The sequence below is a fragment of the Exiguobacterium sp. s36 genome, from assembly GCF_018618345.1.
Taxonomy (GTDB): Bacteria; Bacillota; Bacilli; order Exiguobacteriales; family Exiguobacteriaceae; genus Exiguobacterium; species Exiguobacterium chiriqhucha.
In genome coordinates, this window is record NZ_JACSLW010000008.1 from 85427 (window position 1) to 110135 (window position 24709).

Genomic DNA, 24709 nt, shown 5'->3' on the forward strand with positions numbered 1-24709 from the left:
CACGTGTCATTAGTCTTTACCCGGATTTGGAGGAAAACGTATCTCTGTTTGGAAGAATCTGCTTCTGTTAAAGTTGTCAGTCACGTACAATGAAAAGATACAGATATTGGAATTTGAGAGGCGGGGTTCGATTGAGTCGTTATCATGCGGAAGTGATTGGAAGCGGGACACCTGTTTTATTTTTACCGGCTGGAGGATTCACTGGTGAAGAAGGCCGTTCGCTCGCCGAGGCGTTGCGCAACGACTTCGAAGTTCATTTGTTAGATTTGCCAGGGTTCGGGAGAAGTGAAGGAATCGAGCAGATCGTGTCGTCCGAACAATTGGCGGATTGGGTCAACGACTATGTCGTCACACATCGACTCGGACCTGTACACGTGATGGCGCATTCGCTAGGAGGTACGGTCGGTCTCGCTTTCGCCGCTCACTATCCCGAGCAAGTGGAGCGGCTCGTCTTGCTCGACCAAGGCCATAAGACGTTCCCGCGCGTTCCGTTGAGAGAATATGGGGTGTTGGGCCTTGCCGTCCCGCTCCTGAGCGGACTTTATCGTCTGTTCGGACCTCGACTCGTCCGGAAAATCGAGACAAAAATCATTTCAGACAACGTGTCAGCTCCGATGCCAGAGGAACAGGTTAAGGCTTTCTGCGCACAGACAGGTCTCACTGAACGAGACGAGATTCGACGTGCGTTGAACGACCCGGCTAAGCTCGGACGAGGCGGATTGAATCTGTTGTTCACCTTCTATCACCTTGACGTGCCGCAGCTCATCCGTTCACTTCAAGTCCCGACGTTGCTTATTTACGGCGATTTTGTCGGACTGGACGACAAAGAAGCCCGATTGACGAAGTCAGCCATGATGGACCTGCAACGGCATGAGCTGCCGATCACTTACATACGAATGACAGGCGGCCACTTCGTCCATTGGAACCCTGCGTTCCCGATTGAACAGGTACGACAGTTTTTACAAGTTGAGAAAGTGAGCAGTCTGTCATGAACCGTCAGCAAAAGATTGTCCTCATTCTTGTGTGCTTATTGTTGGTATCAGCCGGAGTGGCCTGGGCATTTGATTCGACGAAGCAGCCACAATTGCCCGAAGGAGCGGAACCGATTCTCACCTACCCTGTTGATGACCGTAATATGAGTCTTCGCTTTTTCATGAACAGTTACACCGTCGAGGAATGGAGTGAAGAGCCGGTTGCGCAAAGCATAGGTCTTGAACTTACTGTCGACAATCAGGTTCGGTCGATTACATCTGAATCGCTGTCCGAAGCAGGCATCACGTGGGCCACTTTCGGCCAATCGTGCGGGGATACGTCAGCATGTTCCCCGTACGATATCCTTTACGGGATGAACCACGGCGAGACGACAAGAGTCGTCGTCGAGTTGAACGGGGAACGGTTCGAACCGGAACTGTTGAAGACGAAGGCCGGGAATGATGTCTGGTTCGTGCTCGTCGACCAAATCGAGTCGATTGAGTCGATCACCGGTTACGATGCTGCGGGAGACGTATCCTACCGCTTCAACAACTAAAAAAGAGACGGAGGACGGCTGTCCTCTCATCTCTTAGCGTTCACAGGCGATGCCGTCCTTATCACGGTCTTTTGATTTGTTCGCTTCGTATAACGAACTGTTGGCGTAAGGCTTGTACTTCGTCTTCCCACCTTTGTTTTTCGTCGTCTTCGTTTTGGCGACACCGCCCTTGTACGTCTTATTCAGTTCGGTGCAGTTCTTAAATTTTTTCGGTGCAGCGTCCGCGGTTTCTGACGGCGCGATGCTCAGCGTGAACAACGCGATGCCGGCGATGGTCGCACGAAGTAGCTTCTTCATAGTTGTTTCCTCCTTGGTAACAAACGATATGCGTATTAATTCTTGTTTATTATAAGGGCAGTTATGATAAATATCCTGATTTTAAAAAAAGTTAAAGGAAGGTAACCATCTATGGACTTACTTATTCTAATGCAGGACCGGGCCCTCCCGTTACTGTTGCTCGCACTGTTTCTCATGCTGAACGTGGTGTTCGTCATCGGGATTTGGAAACGACGACGTCACTTCTCCAAAGCATTTCTCGTGTTCGCGAGCTCGATTGCGTTTCTACTCATGACGTCATCGGTCATCCTCATCATGTTCACGATGTTCATCGGCTACAACCAGTGATGCCTTCTATCCGATGATATACGTATCAAAATCATCGAGTGCCCCTACGATGTTCGAAGTATGATGAATGCAGAAAGGAGGGAATGCTGATGCTTGAATCACTGAACCGATTGATGGACCACATCGATCAACATCTAACAGAAGACATCACGAGTGAGGATATCACCCGCATCGTCGGGGTGTCCGACTATCATTTTCGACGCATGTTTTCCTATATGGCCGGGATGACGCTTAATGAATACATCCGAAATCGTCGGCTGTCAGAAGCAAATAAGGACTTGATTCATGGGAAATCGGTCACGGACGTGGCCTATACGTATGGCTACCAATCCGTCGACGGGTTCTCTCGATCGTTTCGAGACTGGTGTGGCTTTTTACCGTCTGAAGTGATCAAGAACAAGATTCAAAAGTCATTCCCGAAATTCACTTTCTACATCGACATCAAAGGAGGAATTTCAATGGAATTCAAATTAGAACATAAACCTTCATTCAACGTCGTCGGCGTGTCCAAACGCGTCCCGATTCAGTTCGAAGGCGTGAATCATGACATCGTCGAGTTGGCGCAGTCAATCACGGAGCAACAGCGAAGCGAGATGCATCAATTGGTGGACCTTTATCCAAATCAAGTGCTCAACGTGTCGTACGACTTCGATGAAGGCTATTTGGACGAAATGGGTTCACTCACGCACATGATTGGCTTCGCGACGACACAAGATAATCCGTATGAGGATCTTGAACAGATTACGATCGAGTCGAACCTGTGGGCCGTCTTCCCGAATACCGGCCCGTTCCCGGAGACGCTCCAGGAGACGATGGCCAAGACGTATGCCGAATGGCTGCCGACGTCGGGCTACGAACTGGCCGACTTGCCAAGCATCTCGTTCACGAAGCATGACGGACCGTCGGACAACGTCTATAGCGAAGTCTGGGTGGCGGTCAAACCGAAAACGACGTAAGCACAGAAAAATACCCCTTGAAGACAATTGTCTTCAGGGGGTATTGTCGTTTACTTCGAAGGCTCGTACGCGAGCGCTTCCCCGTTCGTTTCAATCACATGCTTATACCAATCGAACGAGTCTTTCTTCATCCGCTCCATCGAGCCGTTGCCTTCATTGTCACGGTCGACATAAATCATACCGTACCGTTTCTTCATCTCGCCCGTCGTGAACGAGACGATGTCGATGATGCCCCATGGCGTGTAGCCGATCAAGTCGACGCCATCATAGACGACCGCTTGTTTCAACTGCTCAATATGCGCCTTCAAGTAGTCGATGCGGGCCGCATCATGAATTTTCCCGTCGACGATCTCATCGACAGCACCGAATCCATTCTCAACGATGAAGAGCGGGATTTGATAGCGGTCGTACAATCGGTTGAGCACATAACGGAGACCGACGGGGTCGATCGACCAGCCCCAGTCGCTCGACTTGATGTACGGGTTCTCGACGCCGTTCGGCAGACCACCGTTGACGATGTCGCCGCTATTATCGGCGACGACGTCACTCTTCACGGTCGTCGACATATAGTAACTGAAACCGAGGTAATCAACGGTCCCATTCTTCAAAATCTCTTCGTCCCCATCGAGGAACGGGATTGAATAGCCTTCACGTTCAAATTCGTTCAAGGCGTAGCTCGGATAGACTCCGCGCACTTGCACGTCTGGGAAGAAGTAACGCTGACGCATCATTTCTTCGGCGAGCATGACATCGTCCGGGTTTGACGAGAACGGATAAATCGGAACGTGTGATACCATCGCCCCAATCTCGAAGTCTGGGTTGATGGCTTTCCCTTTCGAAACAGCGAGGGCGCTCGCGATCAACTCATGGTGCCCCGTCTGATACATCACTTCACGGGCGTTCTCCCCGTCTTCGACGATGACGCCTGAGTTCGTCCATAAGAAGAGCGGGTTGTTGACGTCCATCTTGTTGTTGATCTCGTTGAACGTCATCCAATATTTGACCTTGTCTTTATAGCGGTCGAAACACACCTCGGCGAAGCGGACGAAATGGTCGACGACGGCACGGTTGCGGAACCCGCCGTACTCACGTGCGAGATGAAGCGGCATCTCGAAGTGAGATAGTGTGATGATCGGCTCGATGTCGTGCTTTAACAGCTCGTCGAACAAGTCGTCATAAAATTGGAGTCCTGCCTCGTTCGGTTCCGCATCGTCCCCGTTCGGGAAGATCCGGCTCCAACCGATCGACGTGCGGAGACACTTCAAGCCCATCTCGGCAAAGAGCGCGACGTCCTCTTTATAACGGTGATAGAAGTCGATCGCCTCATGGTTAGGATAAAATTCGTCCGGCTCGACCTTGTCCGTGATGCGACGCGCGACGCCGTGAGCGCCTGCTGTCAACACGTCGACGACGCTCGGCCCTTTGCCGTCGGCGTCCCAGCCGCCTTCAAATTGATGCGCGGCGAGGGCGCCGCCCCATAGAAAGTCTTTTGGTAATGTCTTCATCGTAGTTCCTCCTTATTGATTAACAATCGTGAGCATTGGTGTCGTCGTGTCTGTCTGATTACTTGCTTGGACGAGTACGTCAGCGTATGTCGCGCTGTTCGTCACGATGACAGGCGTGATACTTGAAATATTATGTGCAGCGATCATGTCACGGTCGAACGTCGTCAACACATCGCCCGCTTTAAAGCTATCCCCGTCTTTGACGTGTACGGTGAACGGTTTCCCATCGAGCGTCACCGTATCGAGACCGACGTGGATCAACAACTCGATTCCCGTGTTCGAACGGAGACCGATCGCATGTTTCGTCGGTGCGACCATGACGACGGTCCCGTCAAACGGTGCAATGACCTTATTCCCGTCTGGATCGACGGCATAACCTTTACCCATCGCCCCGGAGGCGAATACATCGTCCGGAACATCGCTCAAGGCGATGACTTTTCCTGAGAGCGGTGAAGCAATCGTCTCTTCCTGGACGAGCGTCGCACTCGCTTCTGCCGTCGCAGGTGTTTCCGTCACTTCTGTCACTTGTTTGGCCGTGTCTTCTCCGAAACCGAAGATTTGAATCAAGACGACCGGAAGGATAATGGCGATCGCTGTCCCGATCAACAGTCCCCAAATCGAGGTCGGCACGTCTTCACTGATTCCGTTCACAAGGGTGAGCGGACCCGGGAGACCGGCGTAAGCGAAATAATACGGGTTGAAGAAACTGGCCACGATGGCTCCGACGGCCCCCGAGATACATCCAAAGATGAACGGTTTCTTGAAGCGGAGTGTCACCCCGTAGATGGCAGGCTCCGTGATTCCGAATAGTCCAGTAATCCCAGCCGAGACACCGACTTTTTTGATTTCTTGGCTCTTCGCTTTCAAGATGACACCGAGAACGGCGCCGACTTGGGCGATGACGGCAATCGTCTGATATGCCTGGAATGAGTCACGGCCATACAAGTCGAAGTTTGCGAGCACCATCGGCGTCACGCCCCAATGGACCCCGAAGATGACGATGACTTGCCAGAGACCACCGATAATTGCGCCAGCGAGCATCGGGGCGTTCTCCGCTAAGAAGTTGTAGCCGTTGGCAATCCCGACCGCACCCATCGTCGTGATTGGTCCGATGACGAGAATCGTGAGCGGCACCATGAGCACCAAACTGAAGAACGGTACGAACAAAGGACGAATGACCTCGTTCATGTGTCGGTTCAAGAACCGCTCGACGTAGGATAAGATCCAGACGAGGAAGAGCGGTGGTAATACCGATGACGTATACGTCGTACCTGACAAGGCGAGACCAAGGAAACTGATCGTCTCCCCTGACGTGATGCGAGCCGCCATCTCGGCCCATGTCGGACTGACCAACGCCGCACTGGCTGCGACAGAGATGAACGTGTTCGTCTTAAAGTGTTTCGATGCCGTGATGGCGATGAAAATCGGTAAGAACGTGAACGGTGCCCATGAGATGAAGCTGAACACTTCGTACGTCCCCGTCTCGGCGAAACCGTCGAACAACAATGTCGTGATGATGAGTACCCCTTGCAAAATCCCGGCTGCGGCCAAGATATAGATGAACGGTGCGAATACGGCGGACATCGTAGCGATGATGCGGTTCAGGACGGTCCCCTTGTTTCCGTCTTCGACCTCAGTCCCTTCGATTTGCACCAGTTTCGTGAACTCATCGAACACTTCCCCGACATGCTGCCCGATGACGACCTGGAACTGGCCACCCGTCTCGACGACCGTGATGACACCTGGCATCGCCATGACTTGTTCTTTCGCTTGCGGATTCGACCGCTTCAAGACGAGACGGAGTCGCGTCGCACAGCGGGCCGCATTGATGACGTTGTCTTCCCCTCCGACGGCCTCTAAAATATCCCGAGCCAGCTTTGAATAATCCCGAACTTTACTCAACTGAAAACCCTCCTTTGATGTAACGCTTACATTTTGTACACTCTTACTATAATTGTACCGGTACAATTAATCAATAGCGATACAATAAATAGTTTGTGAACGTTTCGTAGACATGTGTGTGGTATAATGAAGGCAACATTTTCAAGTAGATGAGGGATGAGCGTGCTTAAATATCAACAAGTGGCAGCAGAGATTGAACAGTACATCAATCAACATGATTTGAAGCAAGGAGATAAACTACCCGTCCTTGAGCAGTTGATGAGCCAATATGCCGTCAGCAAGAGTACGATCACGAAAGCACTCGAATTGCTTGAGCGAAAAGGCGTCATCTTTCAATTACGGGGGAGCGGCATCTTCGTCCGGCGCCACAACCGTCCGGGCTATATGAGTCTGTTCTCGACACAAGGGTTCAAGAGTAACCTCGGTGACCGGGTGTTGACGTCGGACGTTCTCGACGTCTCGGTCACGAAACCGGACGCGATGGTCGCACAGAACCTTGGCATCGACGTGACAGATGACGTCTATCGCGTCGAGCGGGTCCGCTTCGTCGACGGCGAGGTGTTCTGTTACGAGGAGTCGTACTATGTGAAGGCGATCGTTCCGTATTTGAACCGAGAAATCGTCGCCGACTCGATCTTCGATTACGTACAAGGCGCACTCGGTGTCACCATCGGCTTTTCGGACATGTACATGCAGGTCGGGCGATTGACTGAGACGGAATCCGGCTATCTAGGTTTACAGACGGAGGACCCGACGCTCCGCATCGAGACGATTTTCCATCTTTCGAACGGGAAGCCATTCGATTATTCACGCATCACGTATCATTACGAACACTCACAGTTCGTCGTCCAGGCGAACGGACCGTACATGTGAAAAAACACCGCTCGACGCGATGGCGTAGAGCGGTGTTTTTGTCGAACCGTAATCTATTCGGATTGTACTTGAGTCAGATGTCGATACGCATCGACTGAATACGAATCAATCTTACACGTCTCATTTATATGAGTATGTATCTCCGTTTCGGTAGGGAAACTGTATGGAATGAATACGATATCACACGTGGCCTGGGCGACATGATGCAATATCTGTTCGACGACTTCATACACTTCCGCCAAGTGTTCCGGACTCAATCGGACGTCCGGAGTGACGAGATAACTGACATGAATCATATTTTCTTTTGACTCAAATTGAGAAGCCTCATGTTCAGAAAACCATGGATAGTCGGTGAGCTCGCTTCGTCTTTTCTCATCTTTAATCACGAGGAATGCGTCACTCTCGTCAAGTAGTACTCGCCAAACCTCACTATCGATCGATTTGAATTCTCTAAGTATGTTCAAGTCACTACTCCTCGTACGGGTTTTCGAGATACATTCCGATCTTTAAAAGCTGCTCTTTCAGTTGTTGAAGATTTGTATTCGTATGAATCCCCATCAAATATTCGTATCCGATGAACACTTTGAATGGTTCACTTTTATGATCCGGTTCATTACCGACGAGTTGCGCATAAAGTTCTTCTCGTAACATCAAGCGAATCATGTGTTCGATTCTCCATCCGGTCAGCACGGTTCTTTTTTTAACACTTTTGTACAAAGCTGCCGTTTTTAAATCATATAGGTTCTTTGGAAAATTAGGTGAGTTATATTCGTGAGCTGAGAGAACTCCTCTCTTCTCAATATATGTAATCTTTAGCGCAGTCACCTTGCAATAATCCATAATCATTTTCACCGATTTCACATATGCATCTTCCACTCTCATGTATTTCTCGAAATTAAATATAACGCCATCAAACGACTTTCCAACATCGGATATTGATGTCCACTCGTTTTTTTCGTAGCCACCGAACTCATCTCGGTATTCTGGATTGTATTTGATTAATCTATATCGATGCATCGTTTCCACCTGATTTCTCCATGTTATCTTACTCTAAATACCATGCAAGTATAATCTTATGACATGATGCATTGTGTAGTTTTCAAAAGAGTCTCTTATTCTTCAGATTGAACAAACTCTCCGCCAAAAGTCCATCCATTTTGTTTCAACATTTTTTCAAATTGTTCATTGAACCGATTGATATCAATATTCTTGTTCTTTTTCTTACAGAAGACATTACCATCAATTAAAATTAACGACGATTGAGAGTTTTCTGTTTCCCATATGGGTTTCCACATCACATCTTTTTGATATTCCTTCGTACTGTACTCGTTGACGTAACATTCATCGGATACGCCAAACCGAATCACATTTCGCTGCGCCGTTCGTAATGAAATACCATTAGCTCCTCCCCAACAATCAGGATTCACACCCTCATCTTCCCAAAAACAGTTTGGACAAATCGCAAACGTCCCTGGCGGCTTCTTTTCCATCGTTTTGTAGCCACAACAGATACACGTGTATATTTTCATTTGTACAGCTCCAATTCGTCAAAATAATTTGTGACGCGCTATGCACAAGCTCCACTCACGAAGTTAAAACCGCTTGATTGACCCGTTCACATGATCAAGAAAGTGATACACATCGTCCGCATCATGCGCCAGTACGAAGTTTCCGAAGATATGAGGATGAAGCTCTTCTAAGAACGTCTCAAGTGTCTGTTCAGATATGGGTGAAGAGAAAGGTTGCCAAAACCCTTTTGTTTTCGGAATCTCTAGTTGAGGCAACAACCTGTCTTCAATCAACTTCTCCCACGCTGCGTCATGTAGCATCAATCGATAGACTTTCTCTTTTGGTCCAAACGTTCCTTCGAGACAGAACGTCAACTCGATTGGAAACGACCCTCGTATCACGTGGTGAAAGAACGTCTCGTAATCCGCTGTGTCAATCGACTCAACAGATTCAATTGTCGTCCCTTGGAGTGTCAGTCCCTCACGGTAAGAACTCACAAGCCAATCCGTTTCATTTGAGAAGGTGACGACGTCTTCACGCTGGTCGTCACGGGAAAGTGTCAGCCATGGCTCAATATCCTCATGATTGCGAACAATTCCGAATGTGACAAACTCCTCTTCTGAGCGTTCAAACGCGAAAAGATGTCGCTTCGGCAACCGTACTGACGTCTTTCGTTCCACGCGTAACGGGAAAGTCGCGCCAGCAAGTTGTCGGTAAATCAGGCGATTTGCTTCTCCCTCTTTTAATGCATGCCGCGGTAAAATAAGCATCTCATTCTTTTGATAGATGATACGACACGGTTTCAAGTCCGGCTCGTTCTCGTAGTCCGTAAAACATGTTGCGAGCGTGTTCGCCGCCTCAGGCAAACGTTGCTCTAACTCCATCCAACCATACAAATCAACGATATCCGGCAATCCGTTCTCATCGGTGATAGCGTCCCAAAATGCGTTCCAGTTCATGTCATAGTGAGCAGGGAAATGGAACTGTTCTTTTAACAGGTGATGCAAGTCGGTTTCCGCCGCGATGTTCGAGACATCTAGCGTCACACGAGTGATTTGGTCTCTTTGTTTCCACACCTCAATCGGATGCATCCAGACATACACCGTCTCAACGACCCCAGATGGTGCGGCATCGACATAGACGGCTCTTGTGAACGGATGCAAGACGAGGAATCGCAATATCGTCTTATTTGTAAAGCGTTCATCGATTTGTAAGCCATCCGGATGAAAAGAGAAGATGTCAGCAGCTTGTCGACGAATCGAGCGATACGTGTCATCAAGCGCTTGATTATAAACTTGGTCGAATTCGTAACGGTCCACTTTCCATAACGTCCCATCATTCGAACGTGATAAACTCTCCGTCTTTTGTTCAAACTTATTCGTGTGCACCGCATGTTGACGCACAAATAAAGCCGTGGTCGCATCGACTTCATGCAACCACGGACGTTTCAAATTCATCTTTTTCCTCGCCTCCGGTACAAAAGATAACCGAGCGGGAGCCCCGCCAACAACGCGAGGCCAAGCATCCGATATGATGTTGGCTCTGTCGTCTGAACGTCACCTGAACCACCAGTAAGCGCATCCCCTGGTTGCGCTTCGGTGTTGGATTGTGTCTCGACCAAGCGTTTCTGATACATCTCGAGCGTGATCGTGTCTCCTTCGATGAACCGTTTCGCATCGGTCGTCAAGGCGGTCAACGTCTTTCCATCATAGTCAAACCAGGCATTCTCTCGCGCGGAATGGACCAATGTACCGGACACATCAGCTAAGGCAATGGCCAACTCGTCACCATACCCGAACGTGGAGAAGGCGAAGAGGCCCGGTTCTTGCTCGTACGTGCCGATGACGTTTCTTGGTTCTCCGTCCTGTAAGACGGTCGACACGTACTCGTCACTCGGAACGAACGTACACATTTCGTCCGACGAATAACAGGATTGCGCGGCAATCATCACTTCATGGAGCGAACCGAACGAGATGGCGCGACTTTCCGTCAAGTGATAGTTACTCGGGTCGTCACCTTCGATATGGTCGAGGACGATCGACTCGAAATGTTTTTCAGCAAAACGCTCCGCGGATCGTTCAGTCGGCGCCGCAGCTGCGGACGTGGCAGCGAGCGCGAGGGTCAAGGCTAAAGCAAATGTTGTGAGGTGGCGGAACATGTTGTTTCTCCTTTCAACCGACAGACATCTGTTTGAGAAGTGACGCGTCAATCCGAATCAGTTCCGCATGGGGATGTTTTTGTCGGTCGATGATTTGGTCAAATCGTTTCGAGGCGACGGATCGATTGGATTCGTGAATCCACGCCAAACGCACGAGGGCGCGGCGCAGTTGCTTACGGCCGTCACTCATTCGCAGGTGATCAATCTGATTATCGGCATTGAGCCGATTGATGAACAGTTCGACTTTACAATCTTCCTTCACTAAATAGGATACCAAATAAGCGGCTTGTTGAATCAATTCCTCATAGCGCGCGTGAAGACCGTTTCCGAGCGGCCCGCTCAAGTCGAGCATGAGTGTAAAAGTATCGAGGTTTTGGCGTTGATACACTTTCGCCTGCATCTTCCCTGTCTTAGCTGTTGCGACCCAGTCGATTTGTTTGACCGGCTCTTGCTCATACCGTTTTGTGCTTTGAATCATCAACGGGTCGTTTAGCGGTGAATGCTTGACGAGTCGATGCCCCATCCGCAACATGCGTGAGTCGAACCTGTTCTGTCTCGAGACGGATGGGAGGATGATCCAGGACGGAAGCGTATGATCTGTGACGAAGATGGTGCCAAGTCCAAATGGGAGTCTGAACTGAAGTGTACATTCATCGATTTGGACGGGCCCGCGCCGTTTCGCGTGGATTGGAAACAAATAGGTCGATTCATCACGAAGTTGAATGACATGTACGCGCTGATCTTCGTCAAACGTCAAGCCGTGTCCCGTGACCAGGCGGACCGATGTCGGGATTCCGAGTTCTTTGAGACGCTCGACTCCTGTCACCTCCATTTTCAACGAGACGCAATCATTCATGAACAACAACTGTTCTTTTTGGTGGAACGATAGACGTGTCACCTCGACGATTTTCTTCGTCAACCACTTTCTTACGAGCATCAACCCTAAAATCGCGCCAGACAGATAAGCGAACGGCCAGACGTACGGAAACCAAACGAATAGGACGAGGATACTCGTGTAGGCCGGCCAAAGCTTTTCATCTAAGAGGGATGGTGTACTTACTTCGACCTGACGCATCTTCACACCTTCTCGACTGGGACGTCGACTCGCTCCAAGATGTCAGTGAGGACTTCCCGTTTCGTCGATTTCACGTCCCCTTCGAGCGTGAGTGTCAATCGGTGCGCTAACACATGCGTCGCGACGGCTTGAACATCTTCCGGCGTCACGAATTCTCGTTCCTGGATATAGGCGTAGGCTTGAGACGCCTTGACGAGGGCGAGCGTCGCCCGAGGACTGGCGCCGACTTCAACGAGCGGATGGTTTCGCGTCTCTTGGATGAGCGCGAGCAGGTAGGTCACGACGTCCTCGTGGATGCGGACATCTTCAACTTCTCGCTGTGCTGCTAAAAATGTCTCGGACGACATGAGGGCATGAACGACGTGCCGAGTTTTTGAAATCGTCTGTAGAATCAACTGCAGCTCCTCCCCCGCTTCAGGGTAGCCGACTTGAAGGGACATCAAGAAGCGATCGAGTTGTGCGTCCGGCAAGGCGAACGTCCCTGCCGATTCGATCGGATTTTGTGTCGCGATGACGAAGAACGGTTGCGGCAGTTGATACGTGACTCCGCCAATCGAGACTTGCCGCTCCTCCATCGCCTCAAGCAAGGCGGATTGCGTTCGTGGCACGGCCCGGTTCACTTCGTCAATCAAGAGGATATTCGTGAAGATTGGACCCGTCCGATTTTCGAACGTCTGCGTTTGCACATTAAAGAAATCTGATCCGATGATGTCTGACGGTAGTAAATCGGCCGTGAACTGGATTCGTGTGAACTCGGCCTCGAAGCTCTTCGCGATGCTCTTGGCGAGCAGTGTCTTCCCGGTACCCGGTACGTCTTCTAACAAAATATGTCCGTTTGCGAGTAGCGCAGTGCAACAGAGGCGCGTGATTTCAGGTTTTCCGAGATAGATTCGGTCCAATTGTTCCAATACGCGTTTGATGGTCATGGGGTAGACTCCTTTTTAAAGCGAAGTAGGTAGGCATCAAGCTGTTGTTTAAACACTTCTTCACGTTGTGGTGTGATCTCGACTTTGTCATAACGGGTCTCTAAATAGCTCAGTAGTGAGGCATCGAGTTGGATGCGTCTCGCCCAGGCGGATAACGTCTCGAACGGTCGTCGTCGTTGTTGTGGTGGCAGCGCTTGTTCGAATTGAATCAGATGTTGCCGTAACGGAGAATCCGGCAGCGGATGGACGGGGCGTTTTTGTTCTTCGAACGTTCCGTCTGGATTTTGCTTTGGGTAAATCCTCTCGTCTGTCGGAACGGCTTCCCTCACTTTTTTCATCAAGCGATGCCTGCGCCACATCCATGCGCCAATCAACAGAAGGAGTGCGCTGAGGATGTACGGGAACAAGGAAAGGCGATCGGCTTCGTCATTGGATGGTTTCCCATATGACGGAGACAGGTCCTCCCGATTTCCTCTCGGTGAACCGCCTTCCTCATCCGATGGTCCAACAATGCTTCCACTTCCAGAAGACTTGGACGCAGAATCTTCGTCAGCGCCACCTCCGCACCAACGATTGGTGTCAACCACTTCGATAATCCCAAACAACTTTCGCTTGTCATGACAATCCGTGACCCAGCTCGTGATGGGGCTCCCGGAAATGTCCAATCCTTTAAAGTATGTATATGCGACTTGACCTGAGAATGAAATGAGTGCGACAACCAGTAACGAAATCAAAACCGTGAATATAAAAAGAGCTTTGGCCTTTCTCATGCAACGATCCGTCTGTGAATCTGTTGATTCAACCGCATCCGATCTCACGGCTCCCTTCATTCATCGATTCCATTTAATCCTTTTTATGGAAAATGGATTTGGAAAGATTATAGCATACGGATTGATAGAATATTCAGTTTTTAAATAAAAAAATTGCCCGTTCATTGAACGAGCAACCAGACTTCCCCACTACGCATATAATCTTCATCTTGAATCAGCTCATGGAACCGATGAACCTCGATGTCTGCCGACAGGTTGAGCCTTTGTCGGAATACATGATCGTTAGGCAACCGCGTCCACACCTGCTCTGAAGTGTCCCGATCCATAAATGCTTTCAGTCTTGCGTCACTTTCAAACACGAGAAGTTCGGACTGCCAAAGCGACGGTAGGTCGATCAAGACGACGACCCGGAACCGCTCCTCTTCTCGGAGACGTACGAGACGTGAAGAACCCTCTACCATCGCTTCGATGATTGCTTTCTGAATTCGGCTGTTCTCCTCTACCGATAGTAAGAACGGTTGATCGATTGGGATTTTGTTATGCCAATACCCGTCGTGGAACGTCGTCGGGAACGAATGGGTCTGTTCGTCGACATACATGCGCAACCGTTTCAGTCTTCGTCTGACACCGCGTACTTTCGCTCGTCTTTTCAAGATGTTCTTCCCAATATGGCGTTGACTTGTTGCTGGTGGTGCCGGTCATGTTCGATGAACTCGGTGACGATATAGGCAAGCGTATACGGGACACTTTGATGCGGACAATGAGTCGCTCCGTTCGCCGTCGTCTGCGAAGTCAGCGTCTCTTGACGAAGTGACGTTAGCGCTTCTACGAGCGAACTCCGACTTGTTTTGGCTAATTGGAGCACGTTTTCTCCCGAGAGACGTTTTGCTTTTTGGGTCGCTCGCGCGTTAAACGAGTCGAACTCAGGGAAGATCATCCCTTCCCCGTTCTTGATGGCCGGGATGATGACGTTCAACAGATGGTTGTCCCAATGGGCGATGTGAAGTACGATCGTTTTGATTGACCATTTGTTGGTCGAAATCGAGTTCTCCCACGTCGTTTCATCCAATTCCGTTAGCGTGTTAAGCCATTTTGTATAGGATGCAAACTCGTCGATGACGTTTGAAGTGTTCGTCATGAAAGTGTCCTCCTTCGGTTATAAGCTAAGAAAATTGTATCATGTTCCGGCCGCTTAGCTCTGAGCTTCGTCAATCAAGAAATGCTTGGTGGGGGTGATTGAGCCTCACTTATGCATCCAAAGGGATAGACCTCTTCTTATTGGTTTGAGAAGTCATCCCGTCGATTGAAATTGAACCGTAAGTTACCGCCACGCTTTGTGGTGACGGGACCATAGAAAGAGGGAACGTATCCAACCAGTCCGCTGATGTCGGAAACGCATCAAGTGCCCAATCGAGCTCAAGTTCGTGCCCGGCAAGCGCGTACGAGATTGGCATGTGGCGATACACGTCAACGAGCAGTCGTTCGATTTCCTGTGTGAACACGGGTCTCGATGCAGGGGGTGAAACGACATCATTCCACTTTATATCGATGAGAATCCCGACATAGGTGTCCAGCTCTTGAAGGGACGCGGTCATCGTCATGTCCACGTCTCCAAAATAGTTGCTTTGTAAATGGATAGATCCGTAATGCCCGATCTGAGCAAAATCGGTATCTGTCGTTGTCGTCCAACTAGTGCCCGCCTCATTCTGACTGTATGTCACGTTTATGATTTCGCCACCGCTACTTAACAGTTCCGCACATACATTTTTAGCAAGTTCAGATAACAGATAATGGCTCGGATAAGCTATCCCGATGGAAATGAATCCGCCTGCTTGATCCATTCAAACACCCCCTTTGTTTCATCATCCAAAAAAGCGGCACCGTATACACGGTACCGCCCTATCTCATAGCCAGACTGGTAAAGAAAAGAAAACTAAGAACAATACGGTCAAGACACCGACGACCGGACTGAGCGACCGATAGCCCTTCTTGAACAAGACGATCATCGTGTAGGTGATGAATCCGAGCCCGATGCCATCGACGATGGAATACGTGAACGGAATCATGATGATGACGAGAATCGCCGGGAAGGCATGCTCCCAATTGTCGAGCGGGAGATGCTTCACGTTCTGGAACATCATCATGCCGATGATGATCAACACCGGCGCGATTGCCGTCACCGGAATGATCGCGAACAGCGGCAACAACAAGAGCGAGACGACGTAAAGGCCTGATGTGACGAACGAGGCGATGCCGCCCCGAGCGCCGACCGAGATGCCGGCCGCGACTTCGACCGTCGAGACGGTCGGGCTCGAGCCGAACATGGCACCGGCCATCGTCGACAACCCTTGGGCGACGAGCCCTTTCGGTGCGTCCGCATCCTTGCCGATGGCGCGCGTCTGATTCTGGATCAGGCTGATGTTCTCGATCAGCAAGACGAGCGTCAATACGCCGACGGCGACAAGGAAGATCGGTGACGCCGACTCGGCGAACGAGACGTTTCCGAACACAGTGCCGAACGACTCGAAGAACGGCATGAGCGCGAACTCACCGGTCCAGTCGAGCGTGCCCATGACGGCGCTCAAGCCGACTCCGAACGCGATCGTCCATAAGAAACTGCTCGGTCCCATCTTCAAGAAGAGCAGGATGGCCACGAAGAGCGACAGGAATGCGACCTGTACCGGCCGTTCCCCGAGGTCTCCGATATGAAGCAGTGCCCCGCCACCGCCCGAGACGATCCCCGCCGCCTCGAGTCCGATCAAGATAAGGAATAGGCCGAGCCCGACCGTCAATCCGTCATGAATGATCGGCGGGAACGCGTTTGCCAGTTTCCTCGCCACCTTCGTCACCGTCAACAGTACGACGAGCGCCCCTGAGACGAACGAGACGGCAAGCGCGCCTTGCCAGCTCAGTCCCATCTGCAGGACGAGCGTGTACGTGAACAGCGCGTTGATGCCCATCCCTGGTAACAGGAGCAGCGGCAAGTTGAACAGCCCTGCGATGAACGTTCCGATGATGCTTGTCAAAATCGCTCCGACGAGCGCTCCCTCGAACGGGAGTCCAGCTTGTGTCAAGATTGCCGCGTGAACGGCCGGGATGTATGCTGTCGCCAGAAAGTTCAGCACGCCCCCGTATGTTTCTGTTTTCCATTCTATTTGTTTTGCCATAGGAATCAATCCTTTATTGGCACCCTCACCCACCCATGTGGTTATACACACGAGATTGATTATATCCTGTCTGACCTCTGACATACAAGCTAATATTGTTTCAAATCCATCTTTAGACCCAGTCATGAGACCCATTCGGACGAAAGGTTCAATTTCTAAAATAAGAACAAACGTTCCTGTTTTTAGCATCTTTTTAGGGGATAATCTGCTATAATGAAGAGGCAGGTTAACGCAGCAATAGTGGGGTCAGCCGCCAAGTCCACAATGGAGGAAGGCGGTGGTGCGGATGGAACAACTATGGACCTGGGTCGGCGATTATGTGATCGTCCCGATCCTCGCTCCGATCATCGTTCACTTGGTATTACACCAAACATCCGATCGTGCAACGTCTGAACGCACAAAAAAATGACCCCCTCGGCGCAATGAGATGGGTCACTTTCTGATTCACTAACCATTGTGGCGGCTGGGACCACTCTTAAAGTGGTAGCCTGTAAGCCAGAGGCCGGTGTGTCCAGCACCGGTCTCTTTCTACTTGCATCATACCATACTTGTTCCCATTTTTCAGTATCAGAAACACGAAACCGGTGAAGTTGACGTGACGAATGATCGCAAGACGCCCGGCATCGATCCGAGACCAAGTTTCTTGGTCGATGGTTCAACTGTTCGAGGCAAGGCGGGTCGCTTTGCCTTTTTTAGATTTCATTTATGACTCCTTTAAGAATTCTTTAGATCTGCCATCTACACTGAAGACAGTTCAAATTCTTAGGAGGTTTACAACCATGTATAATCAAGATTATTCAATCATGTTCACCATCGAATCAGGGATTGTTCTGATTCCGCTCGCAATTATCGGTCTCATCACGTTACTCGTCTGGTCATTTCGGAAGCAACGTGTAAAAGCTGCTCAAACTATTTTGCTTCTATCATTCGGGATATACTTATTAGGTGTCCTGCACTTTGTGTTCTTCCCGATTGACGTCAATTTAGGAAAATATGCGAACCAAATCCAATGGTGGAGAACAATCAATTTCATTCCGATTTTGACCATCGACTTGTATTCATTTGTACTGAATATCGTGATGTTCCTCCCGTTCGGATGCTATCTTCCATTTTTAAAACCGTCAATCACGAAAAAAGAAGTCCTTAAATTAGGATTTCAGTTTAGTCTGATCCTTGAACTGACTCAATTATTGGTACGTACGACACTAGGCAGTGGACGGAGTACGGATGTGAATGATTTATTGGCGAATGCGATTGGCGCACTTTTAGGGTTCCTGCTCGTTCGATTCATCGTCCAATATGCTCCGTTCCGACGTTTATATCAAAATTTCCAACTTTAATCCGCAAGGGAGTTTCCGGCATGACAAAAATCTTGGTAGTGGATGATGATGTCCAAATCGCAGAACTGATTGATGTGTACGTAAAGAATGACGGCTATCTCACGACGATGGCGACCGACGGAGAAATGGCGCTCGCCTTGTTCAACAAAGAACCGTTTGATTTAATTATTTTAGATTGGATGATGCCTCGGATGGATGGGCTTGAATTTTGTAAAAGGGTGCGCCAGACGAGCCAAATCCCGATCCTGATGGTCAGTGCCAAAGTGGGTGACATGGATAAGATTCAGGGATTAACGACAGGGGTCGATGACTACATCATCAAACCGTTCAATCCGCTCGAGTTGATGGCACGTATCAAAGCCTTGTTGCGTCGTTCAAACTATAACCGACCAAGCGAGTCCTCAAGTGTACAAGCTGGCCCTTTCCTCATCGATCGAGCCAGCCACACCGTCATGATGCAAGAGCAGACGATTCGATTGACTGCACGTGAATTTGAGATTTTGTATTTACTGGCGAAACATAAAGGCCGGGTGTATAGCTCTGAAGAAATATTTGAGGCTGTCTGGCAAGAGCATGGCGTCGGGTCGAATCAGACGGTGATGGTTCATATCAGTAACATCCGCGAGAAATTACATGCCGTTGTGCCACATGAGGTCATCATTCATACGGTGTGGGGAGTGGGATATAAAATTGAGACATAATATATGGCGCGTCATAACGTTCATCCCGATGTGGAAACGTCTGCTGTATGTGGTGATTGCGTTTGGAGTCGCTACCCTGAGCGGTGTTATGTTACTGCCTGCCGTCTGGTACTTTGAGGAGTCTTCACGATTTGTGGAGAGTCTGATCATCGTATTGTCGTATTTCCGGGAAGGTGTCATCGTCATGTTTTACAGTCTGATGGTCATCGTTTGTCTCGTGTTGATCTATCAATATGAGCGTAAACGGTATTTACAGTTTCACATTGAGCGGATGACTTCACTTGTCGAAGAACTCCATGCCAATCGGGATTTGGTTGAACCATCGGTCCCGCCAGAGCTAGAGCAGTTGATGGCGACCGTTCGCGCCATCTCGGACAGTGCTGCAAAAGCGGAGCAGGAATTGGTTCAAGCTGATCGTTTGAAGCACGAGCTCGTGACGAACGTCGCGCACGACTTACGCTCCCCGCTCACGTCGATCACGGGTTATCTTGACTTGATTCACAGCGACCGTTACCGGGACGAGGTGGAATTGCGTCATTACATCCAAGTCATTCATGAGAATGCGATCCATCTGAAAGGCTTGATTAACGATATCTTTGACTATACATTTCTACAAAACGACCAAATCGCGCTGCAAACAAGTGAGGTCCGTCTCGATGAATTGCTCAATCAGCTCATCATGCAGTCGACGTTACGTCTCTCGGAAGTTGAAATGGAAGCTCGATTCAGTTCCTCAGCCAAGCGACCCATCGTTGAAGGTGATGCGTTGAAGCTCGTCCGTGTGTTTGAAAATATACTCGAGAATGCGATTCGTTACGGTCGTGACGGAACGTATATCGATACGTTCATTGAAGATACGGATGAAACGGTTCTTATCAACATGACGAATTACGGCGAGGAGGCCATCCCATCACGTGACATCCCATACGTGTTTGAACGATTTTTTAGAGTGGAAAAGTCACGCGCACATTACACCGGCGGATCAGGTCTCGGTCTCGCCATCGCCAAGTCCATCATCGATTTACACGAGGGCGAGATTCACGTGACGAGTCAACCAAGAAAAACGACGTTCACAATCATTCTCCCAAAAGTCTCTTCCAATGCTGTTCATGAACAATCATGGCACGTGTGACCTACACGTGCCATGATTGTTGCATTCACACAAAAGAGGATCAACTTCAAGCTTATGTCGGAGCGAGCCCCTCAAGCCGATTTAAAAAGACGAGCCCACTTGCAACACGCGAGTGGGCTCGTCGATCACCTGGCCGGGCTATCTGTTAGCCCGGTGTTTTCATATCTTCCTGTACCGTATAGCGGGAGAACCAGTTCAGCATGGCGTCCGCCTCTTGTTTCGGAATATCTTCAATCAATTCATGTGATAAGACACCGCGCGTCGAGAATAGGACGTTGCATACATCGAAACGGCGTTGAAGCGGCGTCTGCGTCACTTGAATCTGCTCAATCCGCGGCTTGTCAGTCAAAAACGATGTGACGGTGAAGGCGCCGGTCCGTAGTTCGATGAACCGACCATTCTGGGCGTAGCACGTCGTCATATAGCTCAACAGTTTGCCGCCGATGATGATGGCCCACAGGAGGATGAGCCACCAGGCGTAATCTCGAAAGAAGTAAAGGACGACGCCCGAAATGATGAGACCGACCCAGTTGATGCGCAACAGTTTGATCCAGAGCGAGCGCTTCGGCAGACGATGAAGCGCATCAGACCAGACGAACTGATCGAAGTGCTCGTTCAACACATTCATCGCCCGTTCTCGTTTCACGAACGGGAGGATGGTCGAGGACTCATCTTTCACCTCGTCCATCGTTCCAGCCGCGACGAGTTCGACACCGACGATATTGAACCAGCGCCGGATGAACGTCTCTTTGATGCGGATTGCTTGGATTTTTTCATATGGGATTTCTTTTGCCGAACGATTTAAAAGACCTTTCTCGACGCGGACTCGATCGCCGCGCCGTTCGAGACGGAAGTTCCCATATTTCAAGAAATTGATGACCATGCCGATGACAATCGACAGGAGCAAGACCGACAAAACGAGCACACCGATGGCGATAATTGACGCGTGGACGACCCAATCACCGACCGTGTCAAACGTCCCGTCGAGATTGATGAAGTCATCAATCGACGAGATGATTGTCGAAGCGACCGGGAAGATCGCGAAGACGGATAGTGACGTCAACGAGGCGATAATGATCTCTCTTGTCGATAGTGCATATAACAACCGACTTGCCGGCTTTTCGATTGATAGCGGTTCTGACGTTGCTTCAGCCTCTCCTTCTATCGGTGAGGCAGTTTCTGTTTTCCGATGACGGACGTGGTCGAGAATGTCCTCGAGCCGCTTCGCCTCGTTCGGGAAGACACCGGCCAGCTTGAACGAGGCATCGTCACTGTTCGCGTTCGTATCGAACGTCAATTCGACGACGCCGAGCAACCTGTACAAGAACGGGCTGTTCGAGTGGACGCTCTGAATCTTATAGAGCGGGAGCGACTTCTCTTTCTTGATCCAGTTGCCGTCGATGACATATACCGTCTTCTCATCGAGCGCATAGCGGAAGTTGAGCCAACCGAAGAACTTCTGCAAGATGTCGAGTCCGAGGAACAGCAAGATCCCGACGCGTAGGATGATGCCGAACGTCGACTCCCAGTCGTTGTTCAAAACGAACAAGAGCACGAGCGGGATGGCGAACGACTTGATGACCTCTAACACTCGAAGCATAAGGACGCGACTCGGCAGTCGATGCCACGTGAGGGCGGCTTCCGTCATACGACATCCTCCTCTTCGATGCGGGCATAGACGGCAATCTGTTCCCGAAGCGACTTCGCGAACGATTCCTCGATCGCATAGATGTCATGTGACCCGGCCGCCGTTCCAATCGTGATCGTCTGCAAGCCGTACTTTCGTAGCAGCGGGCCTTGCTGGGCGTGGACGTATTGTACTTTCGTCATCGGGATCAACACGTCGTTTGTCGTGATGACGCCATGATGCAAGCGAATCTCGAGTGGTTTCACATCATACGTGAACCGCTCTTGCTTCCATTTTTGGAAGACGACAATATCAATCACACTATAGATGAGGTCGATGGCGAGTAAGACGTACATCGTATATTGCAGCCATGTCGGCCAGTCAAAATAAAGCGCTGCGGCGACGAGGCCCCCTGTGATGACGAGCCCAATGAGATAAAAGATGGCGCTCGACAGTCGGAAGACGGTGCGTGCCTCGATTGGCAATGTGCCGCTGAATGATGTCGGTGTTGTTTCTATGTCTGACATTGGTGTTTCCCCCTATTCGTTCGGACGTTTGTCCTTCTCTCTCTTTAGTATACGCCGTTTTTCTGAAAAAGTTTCATTTCGACACGGGGAAAGTGGCGAGCTGTTCGTTGATTAGCTGAAACCGATGCGTATCCTCAGGCTCGACTTCCTCGACGATTGTGGTTAACGCTTCATGGGCAGAACGTTTCAACGCATCCGTGATTCGTCCGGTCAGTTTGATTGAAGCGAACGCGCTCGCGAGGATGACGACGTCACACACGAAACGATCTCCGTTCAACATCCAGTCGTCCGGCGTCGAGATGTCTTCCTCGAGCCAGTCAGACAGGACGGCATACGCCCCTTCCAGAAAATCGAAGTCCTGCTCTTTTCGAAGCGCTTCTCCGAACATGTCGAGGACGTCGGCCCCTTCATCGCTCCCGAACGGCGCGTACTCGTCCGTACAGTCTAAATAAAAGTCTTCCTGGAAATGTTGCATAAACGCCGGGTTGGCCGTCAACGGATGCGGGCCGACCTCTGGGTCATCTAAGTAAAGATGGTTGTCCCAGTCGTACTCGACCTCAACGTACCCTTTCTTTAGTTTTTGACGGACGAGTTTGTCGGCTTCTTTCTTACACTCTTCTGCCGTATCAAAAGACTTTAGTTGGACTTTACCGACCGTACCGAGCTTTCCATACTGGACGACGAACTCGTCTGTGCCGACGCGGATGTTCCAAAATTTTGTAGTGTGCAGTAAATGGACCTTCATTTGCCACTCCCCAATAATATTTATTATGTTTTCATTATTCGGTGAATTAGCCAATCTGGTGATTCGCTTTTTAATGTATTATTTTTCAATTGTTAACATTTTTTTATTATAAAGGAATATATAAGTATACATTGAATTCCTTTAAGAAGACTAAGTTATCATAGAGACTAATCGATGAAGGAGGGCTTATGCAGAAAAGAAAAATGTATTATTTCATCATATCGACCTTAATCATCGTCGCTTTATTTAAAATCGGGGGTACTTTCCTTTATACAATGATTGTAGATCGCCCGACCCAACAAGACATGTCGGGAAATCCAAGGTACATCGACGGTGAATTGGCAACCTTTAAAGATAAAACAGAGAATCTAGAGGATACTAATGATATACCGAAGTGGTATGATCTTTTGTCGAAAGAACGGTTTGAGAAAAAGACGTCTGGTGAAGACCAAGGGGATACTTCAGACGTCCTGAAATGGGCCGTTATAGCTTTCTTGCTCATTTTATTTCTCAAGAACTACAAGCGCGTACACGATTGGTGGGATAAACGGCGACGCAAAGCGACATCGTCCTCAGCTGACGAGAGACCATTATCATCTCGAGCCAACATGAACACGGTGACCAATACAACACCAACCTTTCTCTATGCCTCTGATACTGAGCTTGGGAAACTACTCGTGGAGTTGAATGACACCTTGAGCGACACTCAAAAACGAAAACCTCACGAGACCGTCTCAGAGTGGTTTGCACGCATTCGATTCGAACAATCTGTGAAACCTTATGCCGATGTGCGATATGGAGAACTGAACGTGATCGACGAGCGCTCACTTCATGATTTCAAAGTATCTGTCAGACAGTATATACAACACTACAAAGGAGAGAAATCTTGATGAACATTCGTACGATGATTGAGGAAATCAACCAAGTCTATTTGGGCAACCCGACAGTAGTAGAGTTGTGTGTGACGTCGCTGTTGGCAAACGGACATGTGCTCTTAGAAGATGTACCGGGCACCGGGAAAACGATGTTGGCCAAGACGTTAGCGACGAGTTTCCACGGCGACTTTTCAAGAATTCAGTTCACAGCCGACTTATTACCGTCAGATATTGTCGGTTCAGATTTTTTCAATCTAAAGACGCAAGAGTTTGAAAACAAGCAAGGCCCGATCTTCGCCAACATCGTGCTCATCGATGAAATCAACCGGGCCGTCCCACGTACCCAGTCTGCATTGCTTGAAGCGATGGAAGAACGACAGGTGACGGTCGGGGGCAAGACCTATCACCTTCCTACCCCATTCTTCGTCATCGCGACGCAAAACCCGATTGAATCATCTGGTACCTTCTCTTTGCCTGATGCGCAGCTTGACCGGTTCATGATGTGTCTACATACAGGGTATCCGACCGAAGAATTCGAACTTCAATTGCTGGAGGAATCCGTCACCGAGACCCGTAAGGCGGTATTGGCGAATGTCGATTTCGAGCAACTCCTGCAATATCGAGCCGATGCCATGAAAATCCACATCTCGAAAGACGTGTTACGCTATATTGTCTCGATCGCGACCGCGTCACGTAGTCACCGGAACGTTCAGACGGGGATCAGTCCACGTGCGACGATCGCGCTCTCGAAAGCCGCTCAAAGTTATGC

The 24709-nt window shown here is 49.7% G+C and carries 26 protein-coding genes and 2 pseudogenes; 10 read left to right on the forward strand and 18 right to left on the reverse strand.

Annotation, left to right across the window (positions count from 1 at the left end):
- The first annotated feature begins 131 nt into the window (after positions 1–131).
- Complete coding sequence (locus tag KNP95_RS14055) at positions 132–992, forward strand: alpha/beta fold hydrolase (protein ID WP_214716253.1); 861 nt, start codon at positions 132–134, stop codon at positions 990–992.
- 161 nt (positions 993–1153) lie between these two features.
- The gene (locus tag KNP95_RS14060) at positions 1154–1528 is read left to right on the forward strand and encodes a hypothetical protein (protein WP_131472687.1); all 375 of its coding nucleotides are present in this window, start codon (positions 1154–1156) and stop codon (positions 1526–1528) included.
- Positions 1529–1561: 33 nt separating this feature from the next.
- Here the strand turns inward: KNP95_RS14060 and KNP95_RS14065 are convergent, their stop codons facing one another.
- Positions 1562–1825: an excalibur calcium-binding domain-containing protein gene (locus KNP95_RS14065; protein ID WP_029595456.1), complete on the reverse strand. Its 264-nt coding sequence runs from the start codon at positions 1823–1825 to the stop codon at positions 1562–1564.
- Positions 1826–1936: 111 nt separating this feature from the next.
- Here KNP95_RS14065 and KNP95_RS14070 point away from each other — a divergent pair, with 111 nt between their 5' ends.
- Positions 1937–2152, forward strand: coding sequence for a hypothetical protein (locus KNP95_RS14070; RefSeq protein WP_131472689.1), 216 nt, complete (start codon positions 1937–1939; stop codon positions 2150–2152).
- Between the two features lie 89 nt (positions 2153–2241).
- Positions 2242–3108, forward strand: coding sequence for an AraC family transcriptional regulator (locus KNP95_RS14075; RefSeq protein ID WP_131472691.1), 867 nt, complete (start codon positions 2242–2244; stop codon positions 3106–3108).
- 50 nt (positions 3109–3158) lie between these two features.
- Here KNP95_RS14075 and bglA read toward each other — a convergent pair whose 3' ends face one another.
- Complete coding sequence (gene bglA / locus KNP95_RS14080; protein WP_214756609.1) at positions 3159–4613, reverse strand: 6-phospho-beta-glucosidase; 1455 nt, start codon at positions 4611–4613, stop codon at positions 3159–3161.
- A 12-nt stretch (positions 4614–4625) separates the two neighbouring features.
- The gene (locus KNP95_RS14085) at positions 4626–6515 is read right to left on the reverse strand and encodes a beta-glucoside-specific PTS transporter subunit IIABC (RefSeq protein ID WP_131472695.1); all 1890 of its coding nucleotides are present in this window, start codon (positions 6513–6515) and stop codon (positions 4626–4628) included.
- Between the two features lie 162 nt (positions 6516–6677).
- Here KNP95_RS14085 and KNP95_RS14090 point away from each other — a divergent pair, with 162 nt between their 5' ends.
- Positions 6678–7388, forward strand: a complete 711-nt coding sequence (locus tag KNP95_RS14090) for a GntR family transcriptional regulator (protein WP_214763120.1) — start codon at positions 6678–6680, stop codon at positions 7386–7388.
- Between the two features lie 53 nt (positions 7389–7441).
- On the opposite strand, the gene KNP95_RS14095 is transcribed toward KNP95_RS14090, so the two are convergent.
- The 12 genes and pseudogenes from KNP95_RS14095 to KNP95_RS14150 form a co-directional block, all read right to left on the reverse strand.
- Entirely contained in the window at positions 7442–7852 is a 411-nt protein-coding gene (locus tag KNP95_RS14095) for a hypothetical protein (protein ID WP_214837910.1), read from the reverse strand.
- Positions 7853–7856: 4 nt separating this feature from the next.
- Entirely contained in the window at positions 7857–8414 is a 558-nt protein-coding gene (locus tag KNP95_RS14100; protein ID WP_214837913.1) for a hypothetical protein, read from the reverse strand.
- Between the two features lie 254 nt (positions 8415–8668).
- Positions 8669–8917: pseudogene (locus KNP95_RS16225) on the reverse strand (CPCC family cysteine-rich protein); the annotation flags it as partial.
- A 63-nt stretch (positions 8918–8980) separates the two neighbouring features.
- Positions 8981–10354, reverse strand: a complete 1374-nt coding sequence (locus tag KNP95_RS14110; protein WP_214837919.1) for a barstar family protein — start codon at positions 10352–10354, stop codon at positions 8981–8983.
- On the reverse strand, positions 10351–11055 hold the full coding sequence (locus tag KNP95_RS14115; RefSeq protein ID WP_214837922.1) for a hypothetical protein: 705 nt from the start codon (positions 11053–11055) through the stop codon (positions 10351–10353). Before KNP95_RS14115 ends, KNP95_RS14110 begins: the two co-directional genes overlap by 4 nt.
- Positions 11056–11068: 13 nt before the next feature.
- Positions 11069–12130 carry a DUF58 domain-containing protein gene (locus KNP95_RS14120; RefSeq protein WP_251138570.1) on the reverse strand — a complete coding sequence of 354 codons (1062 nt, stop codon included), beginning with the start codon at positions 12128–12130 and terminating at the stop codon, positions 11069–11071.
- A gap of 2 nt (positions 12131–12132) precedes the next feature.
- Positions 12133–13056 carry an AAA family ATPase gene (locus tag KNP95_RS14125; RefSeq protein ID WP_214837925.1) on the reverse strand — a complete coding sequence of 308 codons (924 nt, stop codon included), beginning with the start codon at positions 13054–13056 and terminating at the stop codon, positions 12133–12135.
- Complete coding sequence (locus tag KNP95_RS14130) at positions 13053–13826, reverse strand: hypothetical protein (protein ID WP_251138571.1); 774 nt, start codon at positions 13824–13826, stop codon at positions 13053–13055. Before KNP95_RS14130 ends, KNP95_RS14125 begins: the two co-directional genes overlap by 4 nt.
- Positions 13827–13987: 161 nt before the next feature.
- The gene (locus tag KNP95_RS14135) at positions 13988–14479 is read right to left on the reverse strand and encodes a DUF3916 domain-containing protein (protein WP_214837928.1); all 492 of its coding nucleotides are present in this window, start codon (positions 14477–14479) and stop codon (positions 13988–13990) included.
- On the reverse strand, positions 14476–14964 hold the full coding sequence (locus KNP95_RS14140; protein ID WP_214837930.1) for a DinB family protein: 489 nt from the start codon (positions 14962–14964) through the stop codon (positions 14476–14478). The genes KNP95_RS14135 and KNP95_RS14140 overlap by 4 nt, the downstream gene beginning before the upstream one ends.
- Positions 14965–15073: 109 nt before the next feature.
- On the reverse strand, positions 15074–15667 hold the full coding sequence (locus tag KNP95_RS14145; RefSeq protein WP_214837933.1) for an Imm64 family immunity protein: 594 nt from the start codon (positions 15665–15667) through the stop codon (positions 15074–15076).
- A 63-nt stretch (positions 15668–15730) separates the two neighbouring features.
- A complete protein-coding gene (locus KNP95_RS14150; protein WP_214837935.1) occupies positions 15731–16993 on the reverse strand; it encodes an NCS2 family permease in 1263 nt (420 codons plus the stop codon).
- A 779-nt stretch (positions 16994–17772) separates the two neighbouring features.
- Between KNP95_RS14150 and KNP95_RS14155 the strand changes: the two genes are divergently transcribed.
- From KNP95_RS14155 to KNP95_RS14165, 3 genes and pseudogenes are all read left to right on the forward strand, one after another.
- A complete protein-coding gene (locus KNP95_RS14155; RefSeq protein WP_214837938.1) occupies positions 17773–18333 on the forward strand; it encodes a VanZ family protein in 561 nt (186 codons plus the stop codon).
- Positions 18334–18353: 20 nt separating this feature from the next.
- A complete protein-coding gene (locus KNP95_RS14160; RefSeq protein WP_214837941.1) occupies positions 18354–19034 on the forward strand; it encodes a response regulator transcription factor in 681 nt (226 codons plus the stop codon).
- A 433-nt stretch (positions 19035–19467) separates the two neighbouring features.
- A pseudogene (locus KNP95_RS14165) lies at positions 19468–20166 on the forward strand (sensor histidine kinase); the annotation flags it as partial.
- Between the two features lie 145 nt (positions 20167–20311).
- On the opposite strand, the gene KNP95_RS14170 reads toward KNP95_RS14165, so the two are convergent.
- The 3 genes from KNP95_RS14170 to KNP95_RS14180 form a co-directional block, all read right to left on the reverse strand.
- Entirely contained in the window at positions 20312–21814 is a 1503-nt protein-coding gene (locus KNP95_RS14170; RefSeq protein ID WP_214837947.1) for a PH domain-containing protein, read from the reverse strand.
- Positions 21811–22320 (reverse strand): PH domain-containing protein, encoded by a 510-nt coding sequence (locus KNP95_RS14175; protein ID WP_214707820.1) that lies wholly within the window; start codon positions 22318–22320, stop codon positions 21811–21813. The genes KNP95_RS14170 and KNP95_RS14175 overlap by 4 nt, the downstream gene beginning before the upstream one ends.
- Before the next feature lie 73 nt (positions 22321–22393).
- On the reverse strand, positions 22394–23065 hold the full coding sequence (locus KNP95_RS14180; RefSeq protein WP_214837950.1) for a WGR domain-containing protein: 672 nt from the start codon (positions 23063–23065) through the stop codon (positions 22394–22396).
- 188 nt (positions 23066–23253) lie between these two features.
- On the opposite strand from KNP95_RS14180, the gene KNP95_RS14185 reads away from it, so the two are divergent.
- Entirely contained in the window at positions 23254–23955 is a 702-nt protein-coding gene (locus tag KNP95_RS14185; RefSeq protein WP_131472721.1) for a hypothetical protein, read from the forward strand.
- Positions 23955–24709, forward strand: a 755-nt coding sequence (locus KNP95_RS14190; RefSeq protein WP_214837953.1) for an AAA family ATPase, incomplete at its 3' end; no start/stop codon positions are given. The genes KNP95_RS14185 and KNP95_RS14190, both read left to right, overlap by 1 nt.

Excerpts from the sequence above, each read along its gene's own strand:
- bglA (WP_214756609.1), bottom strand. The coding sequence starts at position 4,613 with ATGAAGACATTACCAAAAGACTTTCTATGGGGCGGCGCCCTCGCCGCG.
- KNP95_RS14170 (WP_214837947.1), bottom strand. The coding sequence starts at position 21,814 with ATGACGGAAGCCGCCCTCACGTGGCATCGACTGCCGAGTCGCGTCCTT.
- KNP95_RS14115 (WP_214837922.1), bottom strand. The coding sequence starts at position 11,055 with ATGTTCCGCCACCTCACAACATTTGCTTTAGCCTTGACCCTCGCGCTC.
- KNP95_RS14060 (WP_131472687.1), top strand. The coding sequence starts at position 1,154 with ATGAACAGTTACACCGTCGAGGAATGGAGTGAAGAGCCGGTTGCGCAA.
- KNP95_RS14150 (WP_214837935.1), bottom strand. The coding sequence starts at position 16,993 with ATGGCAAAACAAATAGAATGGAAAACAGAAACATACGGGGGCGTGCTG.
- KNP95_RS14070 (WP_131472689.1), top strand. The coding sequence starts at position 1,937 with ATGGACTTACTTATTCTAATGCAGGACCGGGCCCTCCCGTTACTGTTG.
- KNP95_RS14125 (WP_214837925.1), bottom strand. The coding sequence starts at position 13,056 with ATGACCATCAAACGCGTATTGGAACAATTGGACCGAATCTATCTCGGA.
- KNP95_RS14160 (WP_214837941.1), top strand. The coding sequence starts at position 18,354 with ATGACAAAAATCTTGGTAGTGGATGATGATGTCCAAATCGCAGAACTG.
- KNP95_RS14175 (WP_214707820.1), bottom strand. The coding sequence starts at position 22,320 with ATGTCAGACATAGAAACAACACCGACATCATTCAGCGGCACATTGCCA.
- KNP95_RS14065 (WP_029595456.1), bottom strand. The coding sequence starts at position 1,825 with ATGAAGAAGCTACTTCGTGCGACCATCGCCGGCATCGCGTTGTTCACG.
- KNP95_RS14145 (WP_214837933.1), bottom strand. The coding sequence starts at position 15,667 with ATGGATCAAGCAGGCGGATTCATTTCCATCGGGATAGCTTATCCGAGC.
- KNP95_RS14130 (WP_251138571.1), bottom strand. The coding sequence starts at position 13,826 with ATGAGAAAGGCCAAAGCTCTTTTTATATTCACGGTTTTGATTTCGTTA.
- KNP95_RS14075 (WP_131472691.1), top strand. The coding sequence starts at position 2,242 with ATGCTTGAATCACTGAACCGATTGATGGACCACATCGATCAACATCTA.
- KNP95_RS14155 (WP_214837938.1), top strand. The coding sequence starts at position 17,773 with ATGTATAATCAAGATTATTCAATCATGTTCACCATCGAATCAGGGATT.
- KNP95_RS14110 (WP_214837919.1), bottom strand. The coding sequence starts at position 10,354 with ATGAATTTGAAACGTCCGTGGTTGCATGAAGTCGATGCGACCACGGCT.
- KNP95_RS14120 (WP_251138570.1), bottom strand. The coding sequence starts at position 12,130 with ATGCGTCAGGTCGAAGTAAGTACACCATCCCTCTTAGATGAAAAGCTT.
- KNP95_RS14185 (WP_131472721.1), top strand. The coding sequence starts at position 23,254 with ATGCAGAAAAGAAAAATGTATTATTTCATCATATCGACCTTAATCATC.
- KNP95_RS14140 (WP_214837930.1), bottom strand. The coding sequence starts at position 14,964 with ATGACGAACACTTCAAACGTCATCGACGAGTTTGCATCCTATACAAAA.
- KNP95_RS14180 (WP_214837950.1), bottom strand. The coding sequence starts at position 23,065 with ATGAAGGTCCATTTACTGCACACTACAAAATTTTGGAACATCCGCGTC.